A 13,012-nucleotide genomic window follows, 5' to 3' on the forward strand; every position below is an offset into this window, starting at 1 on the left:
GCCGACGCGCCCGGGAGCGATATCGCCCCCACGTTCCGGCCCCTCGGGTGGGACACTGGTGGGCATGGACAGACTGGTCCTGGAGGCCGCCTGGTGAGTGTTTTAAGCATTCCCGATCCGGATGGCACCCTCGCGCCGTGCCCCGGCTGCGGCCACGCCACCGTGGTCGCGACCACGAGCACCGGCGCGGAGCGGCTGCACTGCGGGACGTACGAGCCCGTGTGCCGCCCGGACAAGCCCGCCAACCGGGCGGTCCGGTTGCTGAGCCGAATGGTCAAACTCGTCGGAGGTGACCAGCGTCACTAGACGTGCCGATGACACGGAAACGGCGCCGTCCGCGAGGACGGCGCCGTTTCTCGTCCAGGTCACCAGGTGACGGGCAGCGACTCCGGCCCCCGCAGCAGGCCGCCCTTGCGGAACACGACCTGCTCGGCCGGCACGGCCAGCCGCAGCGTCGGCAGCTGACGCACCAGCCGCCCCAGCGCGGTCCTCAGCTCCAGCCGGGCCAGCGGGGCCCCGATGCAGTGGTGCGCGCCGTGGCCGAAGGTGACGTGCGAGTTCGACTCCCGGTCGAAGTCCAGCTCGTCGGCGTGCGCGAAGACCGACTCGTCGCGGTTGGCCGCGGCCAGCTGCATGACCACGCACTCGTCGGCACGGACCAGCGTGCCACCGACCTCGACGTCCTCCTTGGCGATGCGGGCGAAGGTGACAACGCCCAGCGGCGTGAGCCGCAGCAGCTCCTCGACCGCGGTCGGCACCAGGGCCGGGTCGTCGACCAGGCGCTGCCACTGCTCGCGCTGGTTGAGCAGCGTGAACACGTGGTTGGACAGTTGCAGCGCCGTGGTCTCGTGGCCGGCCGAGAGCAGCGCGGTGCCGAGGGAGACCATCTCCTCCTCCGACAGCCGGCCCTCCTCGTCGTGGGCGGCGAGCAGCGTGCTGAGCAGGTCGTCGGTCGGCCGCTGCGCGCGTTCGGCGATCAGGCGCCGCAGGAACGCGCGGATCTCCGTGTCGGCCTCGATGATCTTCTCGATGCCCACGCCGCTGATCGTGGTGAGCATCTGGGCCCAGTGGTGGAACTGGTCGCGCTCGTCCTTGGGCACGCCGAGCAGCTCGCTGATCGCCGTGACGGCCATCGGCAGCGCCAGCTCCTCGACCAGGTCGGCGCTGGTCTTGCCGGCCACCATGCGGGCGAACAGGTCGTCGATGATGCCCTCGATCAGCGGCCGCAGCCGCTCGACGTTGCGCGCGGTGAACGCCTTGGCCACCACTCGCCGCACCCGCGTGTGGTTGGGCGGGTCCATGGCGAGAATGCTGTCGGCCTGCTCCATCATCGGCATGGTCCGCGGGGTGTCCCGGCCCGCCGACGCGGCCCGGCTGAACCGCGGGTCGGCCAGCACGAACTTCACGTCGGCGTGGCGGGTGGCCAGCCACGCCTGGCCGCCGTAGGGCATTTCCAGCCGCGGCAGCCCTGGCGTGCCGCGGAACTGGCCGTATTCCGGCGCGAGGCCCAGCGCCGGCACGTCGGGAAACGGATAAGGGCACGCGGTCAGCTCACCGGTGGTCACTGGATTCCCCTCAGTAGATAAACGTCGTTTACCAACGACCACTCTACCGGGTGATTAGCGGTCCGGCCGCAGGCTCCGATCGGTTTGTCCGAAGGAACAGGCGAGACGGGCAGCCGTGGCCGCTGCCCGTCCCCAGCTACAGCGAGACGCCGCGACCGCGCGCGACGTCCGCCACCGTCTGGCGGATGCGCAGGATCTGCGCGCCGGTCAGGTCCGGCACCTCGACCAGCAGCGCCTCGGTCAGCTCGGCGGCGAAGCCGGACGCCGGGCCGCCACGGCCGCCGGACCGGCCGCCGGTCCGGCGCACGTCGACGGCCTTGAGGCCGCGATCGCCCTCCTCGATGTCGAACTCGACCGTGGTGCCCGGCTTGAACACCGACTTGTCCTCGCTGAGGTCGTTCGCGTGCACAAAAACATCCTCGCTACCGGAATCCGGCGCGATGAACCCGAAACCCCGCACGTCGTCGAACCGCAGCACCCGCCCTGTTGCCACTCCTACCAACTCTCACCTCGAAGAACACACCGTCAACCGGCAACTGTACCGTTCCGGAGTTCAACTGTGAGTCGCCGGTCGGCCACCGAGCGTCCGGCCTCCAGCACGTGCCGGCCGGGGGCCTCGCGCCAGCCGCCGTCCCGCCACACCTGGGTCGACCGGCGCGGCACGGTGATCACCGCGTCGGCCCGCTCGCCGGCCTCCGCGGTGACCGAGGCGAAGCCGGCCAGCCAGCGGGCCGGCCGCTCCGGATCGGCCTCGGCCGGCGCCAGATAGACCTGCACGACCTCACGACCTGGCCTTTCACCGGAATTGCGCACGGTTACGGTCGCCGTGCCGAGAATGTCCGGGTCGTCGGACAGTGTGAATTCGAGGGACTCGTACTCCCATTCGGTGTAGCCGTTTCCGTGGCCGAACCAGTAGGCCGGTTCGACCTCGCCCCGCTGCCAGGCCCGATAGCCGATGAAAACGCCCTCGTCATAGCGCAGCGCCCCGTCGGTCGGCGTCACGTTCAGCACCGGGGCGTCCTCGGTGCGCTTCGGCCAGGTCGTGGGCAGCCGCCCGCCCGGCTCCCGTGCTCCCAGCAGCACGTCGGCCAGCGCGGCGCCGGCCGCCTGGCCCGGGAACCACGTCAGCAGCACCGCCGCGACGTCGTCGGCCCACGGCATCTCCACCGGCGAACCGGCGTTGACCACGACGATCGTGCGCGGGTTGGCCGCCGCGACCCGACGCACCAACTCGTCCTGCGGGCCGGGCAGCGCCAGCGTCGTGCGGTCGAAGCCCTCACTCTCGCTCTGGTCGGTCGTGCCCACCACGACCACCGCCACCTCGGCCGCGCGCGCCGCGGCGACCGCCCTGGCGATCCGTCGCTCGGCGTCGGCCTCCGGCCCGCGATGCCCGAGTGTCAGGGCGATCCAGACGTACTTGTTGATGCCGCGTTCCAGGCCCAGCGGCGTCAGGCGGAAGCTCACCCGGACCGGCTGCCCGGCCGGCAGGTCGATGTCGAACCGCCGTTCCTGCGGGTTGAGGATCGCGGTGAACGGGTCGTTGCCCTCGGGCACGCTCGCGTCCTCGAACAGGACCGTGCCGTCGACTTCCAGTCGGGCCTGGCCGAGGCCGGTGAAGCTGAAGGTCTGGGCGCCCGACTCGACCGGCGTGAACGTGCCGGCGATCTCCACCGAACGGACCAGCTTCGGCTCGATGCTGTCCGGGGCCTCGCCGATCCAGCGGACCTCGCCACGGTCCAGCTGCCCGGTCGCCAACTCCTTGCCGTCCCCGTCGAGGGCGATCCAGCTGAGGTCCGCGTTGTCCGCCAACGGAGGCAGCTGCGTGCGCGGGTCCGCGCCGAGCTCGTAGACGACGTCGGGGAAGGCTTGCCGGATGCCGTCGAGGGGCGAGATCACCTCCGCCGGATACACCACCGCGCTGCCGCCGCCGAGGATCCGGGCGTCCTTCGCCGCCCCGCCCAGCACTGCCACGGATCCCGCCTTCGTTGCGCCCAGTGGGAGCAATCCCGCCTTGTTGTGCAGCAACACGAAGGATCGGGCCGCCACCTCGCGAGCCAGCTCGTCGCCGTCGACCGGCTCCGGCAGGGTGGTCACCGCCGGCTCGAAGCCGTCGAGGACGCCCACCCGGGCCGCCAGCCGCAGCACCCGCCGGACCATGTCGTCGAGCACGTTCTCCGGCACCCGGCCGTCGCGGACCGCCTGGGCCAGGTTCGGGCCGAACGGCGTGATCGGGCCCGGCATCGCCACGTCCAGGCCGCCGAGCGCGGCCCGCTCGGTGTGCCGGGTGGCCGTCCAGTCCGAGACGATGAAGCCGTCGAATCCCCACTCCTCGCGCAGGATCCCGTTCTGCAGCGGGCCGTGCTCGGTCATCGTCGGGCCGTTGACCGAGTTGTAGGCGGCCATCACACCCCACGGCCGGGCCTGCCTCACGATGATCTCGAACGGCGCCAGGTACAGCTCCCGCAGCGTCCGCTCGTCGGCCCGGACGTCCACCGTGAACCGGTCGGTCTCCGAGTCGTTGGCCACGAAGTGCTTCACCGTCGTCGCCACGCCGCCGTCCTGCACGCCCGACACGTAGCCCGCGCCCACCAGGCCCGTCAGCAGCGGATCCTCCGAGTAGCACTCGAAATGCCGTCCGCCCAGCGGCGTGCGGTGCAGGTTGACGGTCGGGGCCAGCAGCACGTGCACCCCCTTGCGGCGGGCCTCCTGCGCCAGCAGCCGCCCCACCCGGCGGGCCAGCTCCGGATCCCAGCAGGCCGCCAGCGCCGTCGGGCTCGGCAGCGCCACCGACGGGTCGTCCGGCGTCTGCCTGGTCCCCCGCACCCCGATCGGCCCGTCCGACATCACCAGCGACGCCAGCCCGACCTGCGGCGCCGCCGGCAGCGACCATCGGTCCTGCCCCGCCACCAAGGCCGCCTTCGTGTCGAGATCAAGCCGCTTGAGCACCTCGTCGAGATCCATGCCCCCACCCTGCCACGACCGACCACGGGCGGATGCCGGACGAGAAGCGCATGCGCCCCACGGTGATCCGCACCGACGACCCGCCGCCGCCGGCAGCTCGCGGCCGAGCTGATGCGACGTCTCCTGAACGCGGCGGTCGCGGAGGCCGCCCAGTGGTACGAGGAGGCCCTCTACAAGATCGACGGAAACGGGTGGCTTGACAACCGCGAAAAAGACCGAATCGGCACCGCTTGGTGCCATGGAGCTGCGGGAATAGAGGTGGCGGCCGCCGACCTCTGGTACCGCACACAGCGCCCCCGACACCTCGATGTGCCGCGTCGGAGCGCGCGGTCGGTCTGGCCGGTTAGTTTCGGCTGGAACCACACGTCGTGTCACGGCGACATGGGATGTTGGGAGGTGGTGCAGGAGGCGATTACCGCCGGCGTCGGGCCGGCTGGGTTGTCGAGGCAGGAGTTGGACGCCCACGTGATCGGTGGGCTGGAGGAGTATGGGGCCGTCTCCGGGCTGGCACGGGACGCCTTCTCCCCCGGCCCGCTCCCGGGCCTGGGCGGAGTGGCGTACCAGCTCCTGCGGATGCATCCCGCGTCCGACCTGACGTCGGTGCTGCTGCCCGATGCTTGAGCAGGAGCTGGAGTCCCCGTACTGGCGCCTGGACGACGCCCGGGACACCGAGCTGGGACTGTGGCGGCTGGCGCCGGCTGCCCGGGACCGTTCGGCCCGTGCTGGGCCTGATCCGGGCCGCCGCGCCGGGGGCGGCGCTCACCGTGCTGTCGCTGCAACTGGCGTCCGGCGTGGCCGCGGCCACCGGGCTGCTGGAAACCGGTGACACGCTCCGGCGACTGCTCGGCGACGGCCGTGCTGACCCGGCTGATGCTGGCCGCCAACCTGGTGTTCGAGCTGTCCCTGTACATCGCGGACTACCTCGCGTTCGTCGCCGACGCGGACGGTAGACGGCGACCGGCGGGCGGTGTCGCCGCGCCCGCCGCGCCGACTGCGATCACCTTGCACGGGGTGGTGTTCGCCTATCCCGGCGGTGAGCCGTGCCTGCACGGGGTGGCCGGCGACCGGTTCCATCGACTGGGACGGCGTGGATGTCGCCCGGCTCTCACCCGATTCGGTGACGGAGCGGGTGGGGCTGGTGCCGCAGGACGCGGTGCGGTGGCCGCACACCGCGCGGGCCACCGTGCGCGTCGGCCGGCACGACCGGGACGATCCCGGCGACCGGGCGCTGCGCACGGCGGCGAAGCTGGCTCGCGCGGACGAGGTCGTGGCGGACCTGCCGCAGGGCTGGAAACCTTGCTGTCCAAGCATTTCCGGGACGGCCGGGAGCTGTCCGGCGGGCAGTGGCAGCGGCTCGCGGTGGCGCGCGGGCTGTTCCGCGACGCGCCGGTGCTGGTGCGCGACGAGCCCACCGCGCCGCGGGACGCCCGGGCGGAGTTCGCGGTGTACGAGTCGCTGCGCGAACTCGCCGCCGGGCGGACGGTGGTGCTGATTGCGCACTGGCTGGCCAGCGTCCGCCAAGCGGACTGGATTTACGTGCTGCACAAGGGAAAGGTGGTGGAGGAAGGGACACATGCCGTGTTGGTCAACGCAGGCGGCCGGTACGCGGAGCTGTATTCCTTGCAGGCTCGGACGTACGCGTGTGACGCCCCCGACAGCGACATCCAGATAAACAGCGGGTAAAGTACGTCGTCGGCCCGCGACGGTGAACAAGATCGCTGAGCGTCCACTGTGGACGAAGCTAACCGGTGCGCCGGGCTACCCGGCACCTCGGAGAGGCGAAACTTGACCGCAGTACAGGATCCCCGCGTTCTGGCGCAGAGCGCGGTGTTCACCACCCGGGGCGCGGCCCCGACTCGCACGCTGCTCGACATTCTGGCCGAGACGTCGCTGGAGCACCCCGGCGCCGCGGCGGTGGACGACGGCGCGACGACGCTGAGCTACCGCGCGCTGGCGACGGAGGTGGACCGGCTCCGCGAGACGCTGGCCGGCTACGGCATCGGCGTGGGCGACCGCGTGGGCGTGCGCGCGCCCTCGGGCACGGTCGACCTCTACGTCAGCATCCTCGCGGTGCTGGCCGCCGGCGCGGCCTACGTGCCGGTGGACTTCGAGGACCCGCAGGAGCGGGCCGACCTCGTCTTCGGCGAGGCCGATGTGTGCGCGGTGATCGGGGCGGACCGCGAGATCACCCTCACCGGCACGCCGCTGGGCGTGCTGGGCACGCCGGGCCCGGACGACGACGCGTGGATCATCTTCACCTCCGGCTCCACCGGCAAGCCCAAGGGCGTGGCGGTGTCGCACCGCGCGGCGGCGGCGTTCGTGGACGCCGAGGCCGAGCTGTTCCTGATCGACGAGCCGATCGGCCCCGGCGACCGGGTGCTGGCCGGCCTGTCGGTGGCCTTCGACGCCTCCTGCGAGGAGATGTGGCTGGCCTGGCGGCACGGGGCGTGCCTGGTGCCGGCCCCGCGGGCGCTCGTGCGCACCGGCATCGACCTGGGCCCCTGGCTGGTCGAGCGGGAGATCACCGTCGTGTCGACGGTGCCGACGCTGGCGGCGCTGTGGCCGGCCGAGGCGCTGGACGAGGTCCGGCTGCTCATCTTCGGCGGCGAAGCGTGCCCGCCCGAGCTGGCCGAGCGGGTGGCGGTCGAGGGGCGCGAGGTGTGGAACACCTACGGTCCGACCGAGGCGACCGTGGTGGCCTGCGCCGCGCAGCTGACCGGCGAGGGCCCGGTGCGCATCGGCCTGCCGTTGGACGGCTGGGAGCTGGCGGTGGTGGACCCGCAGGGCGAGCTGGTGCCCATGGGCGAGCAGGGCGAGCTGGTCATCGGCGGCGTCGGCCTGGCCCGCTACCTGGACCGGGCCAAGGACGCCGAGAAGTACGCGCCGCTGCCGTCGATGGGCTGGGACCGCGCCTACCGCAGCGGTGACCTGGTCCGGGCCGAGCCGGAGGGCCTGCTGTTCGTCGGCCGGGCCGACGAGCAGGTCAAGCTGGGTGGCCGGCGGATCGAGTTGGGCGAGGTGGACGCGGCGCTCCAGGCGCTGCCCGGGGTCGCCGGCGCGGCGGCCGCGGTGCGTAACGGCACGCTCCTGGTCGGCTACGTGGTGCCGACGGCGGAGTTCGACCGCGAGACCGCCATCGAGCGGCTGCGGTCGGCGCTGCCGGCGGCGCTGGTGCCGCTGCTGGCCGAGGTGGAGACGCTGCCGACCCGCACGTCGGGCAAGGTGGACCGCAACGCCCTGCCGTGGCCGCTGCCGCAGAGTGCCGAGACGTCCACGCTGGTGGGCACCGAGGCGTGGCTGGCTGAGCAGTGGGGGGCCGTGCTGGGCGTGGCCCCGGCCGAGGCCGACGCCGACTTCTTCGCCAGCGGCGGCAGCAGCCTGGCCGCGGCCCGGCTGGTCGGCCTGGTCCGGGCCAAGTACCCGAGCGGCTCGGTCAGCGACATCTACCAGTTCCCGACGCTGCGGGCGATGGCCGCGCGGCTGGACGAGTTCGACGCGAAGGCGACCAAGGCCCGTGCGGTGGCCCCGACCCCGCGCAAGGCCCAGGTCAAGCAGCTGCTGGCGCTGGCGCCGCTGGCCACGCTGGTCGGCCTGCGCTGGACGGTCGCGGCCGCCGCCGGCAGCACGCTGCTGAACCTGCTGGGCGCGGCCTGGGCGCCGACCGTCCCGTGGTGGGGCATCGTGCTGGCGTGGCTGGTCATGTTCCACCCGGCCGGCCGGGTGGCGGTCGCCGCCGGCGGGGCGCGGCTGCTGCTGCGCAACGTGAAGCCGGGCCGCTACCCCCGTGGCGGCAAGACGCACCTGCGGCTGTGGGCGGCCGAGCAGCTGGCCCACGCGACCGGTGCGACCAACCTGACCGGGGCCTGGCTGACCCGGTACGCCCGCGCGCTCGGCGTCAAGATCGCCGACGGCGTGGACCTGCACTCCCTGCCGCCGGTCACCGGCCTGCTCAAGCTGGGCAAGGGCAGCGCGGTGGAGCCGGAGGTGGACCTGTCCGGCCACTGGCTGGACGGCGACGTGCTGCACATCGGCAAGATCCGGATCGGCGCCGGCGCGACCGTCGGGGCCCGCAGCACCCTGTTCCCGGGGGCGCGGATCGGCAAGCGGGCGGAGATCGCGCCCGGCTCCGGCGTCACCGGCTCGGTGCCGGCCGGCCAGCGCTGGTCGGGTGTGCCGGCTGTGCGCGACGGCAAGGCCGAGCACCGGTGGCCGAACAGCCGCCCGCCGCGCCGTCGCCGCTGGGTGTTCGCCTACAACGCCGCCACGGTCGCGCTGGGCCTGCTGCCCGTCGCCGCGGCTCTGCCGGGCCTGGCGATCATCGCGCTGTTCCTGCGTGACATGCCGACGCTGGGCTCGGCGCTGCTGGCCGTGCCGGTGGCGACCGTCGCCTCGCTGGTCGCGTACGCGCTGCTGGTGCTGATCGGCGTCCGGCTGTGCTCGATCGGCCTGCGCGCCGGCTACCACCCGGTGTTCAGCCGGGTCGCGTGGCAGGCGTGGACCACCGAGCGGCTGATGAACATGGCCCGGGCGACGCTGTTCCCGTTGTACGCCAGCCTGTTCACGCCGGTGTGGCTGCGGGCGCTTGGCATGAAGGTCGGCCGCCGCGTGGAGGCCTCGACGGTGCTGGCGCTGCCGTCCATGACCACGGTCGGCGACGGCGCGTTCCTGGCCGACGACACCATGGTCGGCAGTTACGAGCTCGGCGGCGGCTGGCTGCGCATCGCCAACGCCCGCATCGGCAAGAAGGCCTTCCTCGGCAACTCCGGCATGACCGCGCCGGGCCGGGCGGTGCCCAAGCGGGGCCTGGTCGGCGTGCTGTCGTCGACGCCGAAGGGTGCCAAGGCCGGCAGCTCGTACCTGGGCATGCCGCCGATCAAGCTGCCGCGCGCGGTGGAGGACGGCGACCAGAGCCGCACCTTCGACCCGCCGGCCAAGCTGGTCGTGGCCCGTGGCCTGGTGGAGATCTGCCGGGTGCTGCCGGTGATGGCGTCCGTGGCCCTGGCCGTACTGGCGCTGTTCGGCATCGCCGGGATCGCGGGCCTGGTCGGGACGGCGCTCGGCGGGGCCGGCGTCAGCGGCTTGGTCGGTCTGGCCGCGTTCGGCATCGCCGCGCTGCTCAGCGGTGTGGTCCTGGCCGTCTGCGGCGTGGTCGCGGCGGCAGTGGCGGCGGCGGCCAAGTGGCTGCTGGTGGGCCGGTTCAAGGCGGTGGAGCACCCGCTGTGGAGCTCCTTCGTCTGGCGCAACGAGCTGGCCGACACGTTCGTCGAGGTGCTGGCGGTGCCGTGGCTGGCCGGCTCGGTCGCCGGCACGCCGGTGATGAACGCGTGGCTGCGCGGCCTCGGGGCCCGGATCGGGCGCGGCGCCTGGGTGGAGACATACTGGCTGCCGGAGGCCGACCTGGTGAGCGTCGGCGTGGGTGCGACCGTGAACCGGGGGTGCGTGGTGCAGACCCACCTGTTCCATGATCGAATCATGCGCATGGACGAGGTGACGTTGGCCGAGGGCGCGACCCTGGGTCCGCATGGCATCGTGCTGCCGGGGGCGACCATCGGCGCGGGCGCCACCGTGGGACCGGCCTCGCTGGTGATGCGCGGCGAGAGCGTGCCGGCTAACACCCGCTGGCTGGGCAACCCGATCTCCGCGTGGAGCAAGCGCGGGTGAGGGGCACGATCGGCGCGGATCGCTCCGCCGACTCGTATCTGCCCCAGCACGGCAACGGGGGGTACCGGGTCACGCACTACGACCTGGAGCTGGACTACAAGCCTGGTCCCGGCCGCCTCGGCGGCCGGGCCCGGCTGTCCGCGCAGGCGCGGGCCGACCTGGCCGGATTCAGCCTCGACCTGCACGCCCTGCGGGTGGACCGGGTGCTGGTCAACGGCAAGGCGGCCCGTTACAGCCATCGCGGGGACAAGCTGCGGATCACCCCGGCCCGGCCGGTCACGGTCGGGGCCGTGTTCACCGTCGAGGTGCGCTACACCGGCACGCCCCGCCCGGTCCGCACTCCGCACTGGGGCGACATCGGCTGGGAGCAGCTGGAGGAGGGCGCCCTGGTCGCCAGCCAGCCCATCGGCGCCCCGTCCTGGTTCCCGTGCAACGACCAGCCGGGTGAGAAGGCGACCTACCGGATCGCCGTCAGCGCGCCCTCGCCGTACACCGTGCTGGCCAACGGCTCGCTGGTGTCGCGGCGGGTCGGCGGCAGCAGCACCACGTGGGTGTTCGAGCAGCTCGCGCCCATGTCCACCTATCTGGCCACCGTGCAGATCGGGCTGTACACCGAGGTCGAGGTGTCGGCCGGGCAGCGGGCCGCCGTGCCGCCGCGGCTGGTCGGGGTGTTCGGGCACGACTTCGGCCGGCAGCCCCAGATCATGGCCGCGTTCGTCGGGATGTTCGGCGGCTACCCGTTCAGCGAGTACCACGTGGTGGTCGTGGACGACGAGCTGGACGTGCCGGTGGAGGCGCAGGGCGTGTCCATCTTCGGCAGCAACCACGTCGACGGGCATCGCGGCAGCGAGCACCTGGTCGCCCACGAGCTGGCCCACCAGTGGTTCGGCAACAGCCTGACCATCGCCGACTGGCGGCACATCTGGCTGAACGAGGGCTTCGCCACCTACGCCGAGTGGCTGTGGTCGGAGTCTGCCGGCGGCCTGTCCGCCGCCGTGCTCGCGGCCCGTTCGCACGCCGAGATCGCCCGGCAGCGCCAGGACATCCGCATCGGCGACCCCGGTGTCCGGCACATGTTCGACGACCGCGTCTACCAGCGCGGGGCCCTGACCCTGCACGCGCTGCGGGTCCGCATCGGCGACGACGCGTTCTTCGCCGTGCTGCGGGAGTGGACCGAGAAGCACCGGCATTCCACCGTCACCACCGACAAGTTCATCGCCGTCGCCCAGGAGCACTCCCCCCGGCCGCTGGACCGGTTCTTCCGGTCGTGGCTCCAGGACACCGCGCTCCCCCGGGCCTTCGACTGACCGGTCCGGCCCCACGAGGAGCCGACATCGCCCGGTCCAGGTCGCAACGCCGCGACGGCGAGGTGCGCATCGGGTCGGGCTAGGTCGCGAGGCGGCGGATGAGCGGGTCGGAGCCCGCGCCGTGGAGGACGACGCTGCCCAGCACGCACAGCACGGTGGTCAGCAGGACCGTGTCGGCGGCGTCGCCGGACAGACCGTTGTAGGCGATCAGGCCGAAGACGATCGTGGTGGTTCCGCGCGGGCCGAGCAGACCGAGCAGCAGCCGATCCCGGGCGCGGATCGGCGCCCCGATCAGCGACACGAGCACCGGGACCAGTCGAATGACCGTGAGCGCCACGACGCAGAACACGACGGCCTGCCAGCTCACGCCGATGACGACCATGACCACGGCGGCGAGGCCGACCACGAACCACATGGTCATGGTGAGCAGGGCGGTGACGTCCTCGATCAGGCCGAAGTCCCGGGTGAGCGCGGTCAGCGCGTGACCGCGCAGCGGGGTGGGCGTGCGGTGGATGCGCCGAGCGACGAGCAGGCGGTGCACGTAGCGGAAGGCGATGCCGCACACGAACGACGTCACGAAGCCGTTGCCGCCGATCTCGACCGCCCCGGCGTACGCGACCACCGGGGTAAGCAGGACGGCGATCCGCCGGGACTGCGCGGTCATCCACCCGGCCAAGTCCGAGCGGTGCATCAGCCAGGCGACCGCGCCGCCGAGCACGACGCCCACGGCGATGGCTTTGGCCGCCTGCGACACGGCCGTCCCGAGCGCGTCGAGGGGTGCGCTGGCCGACGATCCGCTCTCCGCGACCAGCATCGCGAACACGAACACCGGCGAGACGATGCCGTCGTTGTAGCCGCTCTCGATGTTCAGCACGCTTCGCACCCGCGCCGACAGGCGGCGGTCCCGAACGACATGCTCACTGGGCGCGAAGTCGGTCGGCACCACCACGCACGCGATGACCAGCAGCAACGCCCAGGACATGCCCGGGAACAGCACCGCCCCCAGCAGCATCGTCGCCGCCAGGCTCAGCGGGAGCGCGAGCAGCAGGACCCGCACCACCAGCTTCGGCGAGTTGCCCCACAGCCGCCCGCCCCGGATCTCCGTCGCGTCCACGAACAGCAGGAACGCCAGGATGATCTCCGCGACGTGCTGCGCCACCTCGGTGTTCAGCGCCGCGGCGATCGACTCCTCGACGCCGATGCCGACCAGGATGCCGGCCAGCACCATCACCGCCGGCGCGCCGAGGTTCCAACGCTGCAGCCGCAGTGCCGCCAGCGAGCGGGCCAGGGCCACCGCCGCGGCCGCCAGGACAGTGGGGATCACGCTCGTCGAGCCTTCGTTCGGTCCGGATCACGGGCAGCACCACTGTAGATCAGCTCCGCCCACCACGCTCCACTGTGGAGAGTGCGACGCGGGCCCCGGATCGCGGGATGCGGGTATCGCGCACGGCGGGCAGTACGGCCGGGATACGGCTACCGCTGGCATGGTCGGGGCACGGGGGCAGGTGGCCGTAGCAT

Annotated in this window: 9 protein-coding genes; 5 read left to right on the plus strand and 4 right to left on the minus strand. The window is 72.7% G+C overall.

What is annotated here, in order from left to right:
- Positions 1-93: 93 nt before the first annotated feature.
- Positions 94-306: a hypothetical protein gene (locus ACIG5F_RS01980; RefSeq protein WP_396515489.1), complete on the plus strand. Its 213-nt coding sequence runs from the start codon at positions 94-96 to the stop codon at positions 304-306.
- Positions 307-365: 59 nt separating this feature from the next.
- On the opposite strand, the gene ACIG5F_RS01985 is transcribed toward ACIG5F_RS01980, so the two are convergent.
- The 3 genes from ACIG5F_RS01985 to ACIG5F_RS01995 form a co-directional block, all read right to left on the minus strand.
- Entirely contained in the window at positions 366-1,565 is a 1,200-nt protein-coding gene (locus ACIG5F_RS01985) for a cytochrome P450 (RefSeq protein WP_396515490.1), read from the minus strand.
- Between the two features lie 136 nt (positions 1,566-1,701).
- On the minus strand, positions 1,702-2,058 hold the full coding sequence (locus tag ACIG5F_RS01990; RefSeq protein ID WP_396515491.1) for a cold-shock protein: 357 nt from the start codon (positions 2,056-2,058) through the stop codon (positions 1,702-1,704).
- Between the two features lie 32 nt (positions 2,059-2,090).
- Positions 2,091-4,526: a beta-glucosidase H gene (locus tag ACIG5F_RS01995; RefSeq protein WP_396515492.1), complete on the minus strand. Its 2,436-nt coding sequence runs from the start codon at positions 4,524-4,526 to the stop codon at positions 2,091-2,093.
- Between the two features lie 111 nt (positions 4,527-4,637).
- Here ACIG5F_RS01995 and ACIG5F_RS02000 point away from each other — a divergent pair, with 111 nt between their 5' ends.
- The 4 genes from ACIG5F_RS02000 to ACIG5F_RS02015 all read left to right on the plus strand — a co-directional run bounded on the left by ACIG5F_RS02000 (position 4,638) and on the right by ACIG5F_RS02015 (position 11,494).
- Positions 4,638-5,147: a lanthionine synthetase LanC family protein gene (locus tag ACIG5F_RS02000; RefSeq protein ID WP_396515493.1), complete on the plus strand. Its 510-nt coding sequence runs from the start codon at positions 4,638-4,640 to the stop codon at positions 5,145-5,147.
- 675 nt (positions 5,148-5,822) lie between these two features.
- Positions 5,823-6,209: an ATP-binding cassette domain-containing protein gene (locus tag ACIG5F_RS02005; RefSeq protein ID WP_396515494.1), complete on the plus strand. Its 387-nt coding sequence runs from the start codon at positions 5,823-5,825 to the stop codon at positions 6,207-6,209.
- A gap of 102 nt (positions 6,210-6,311) precedes the next feature.
- Positions 6,312-10,187 (plus strand): Pls/PosA family non-ribosomal peptide synthetase, encoded by a 3,876-nt coding sequence (locus ACIG5F_RS02010; protein ID WP_396515495.1) that lies wholly within the window; start codon positions 6,312-6,314, stop codon positions 10,185-10,187.
- Positions 10,184-11,494, plus strand: a complete 1,311-nt coding sequence (locus tag ACIG5F_RS02015) for a M1 family metallopeptidase (RefSeq protein ID WP_396515496.1) — start codon at positions 10,184-10,186, stop codon at positions 11,492-11,494. The genes ACIG5F_RS02010 and ACIG5F_RS02015 overlap by 4 nt, the downstream gene beginning before the upstream one ends.
- Positions 11,495-11,573: 79 nt before the next feature.
- Here the strand turns inward: ACIG5F_RS02015 and ACIG5F_RS02020 are convergent, their stop codons facing one another.
- Positions 11,574-12,818: a cation:proton antiporter gene (locus ACIG5F_RS02020; RefSeq protein WP_396515497.1), complete on the minus strand. Its 1,245-nt coding sequence runs from the start codon at positions 12,816-12,818 to the stop codon at positions 11,574-11,576.
- Between the last annotated feature and the right edge of the window lie 194 nt (positions 12,819-13,012).

Origin of the sequence: Kutzneria sp. NPDC052558 (genome assembly GCF_044547355.1) — a bacterium.
Taxonomy (GTDB): Bacteria; Actinomycetota; Actinomycetes; order Mycobacteriales; family Pseudonocardiaceae; genus Kutzneria.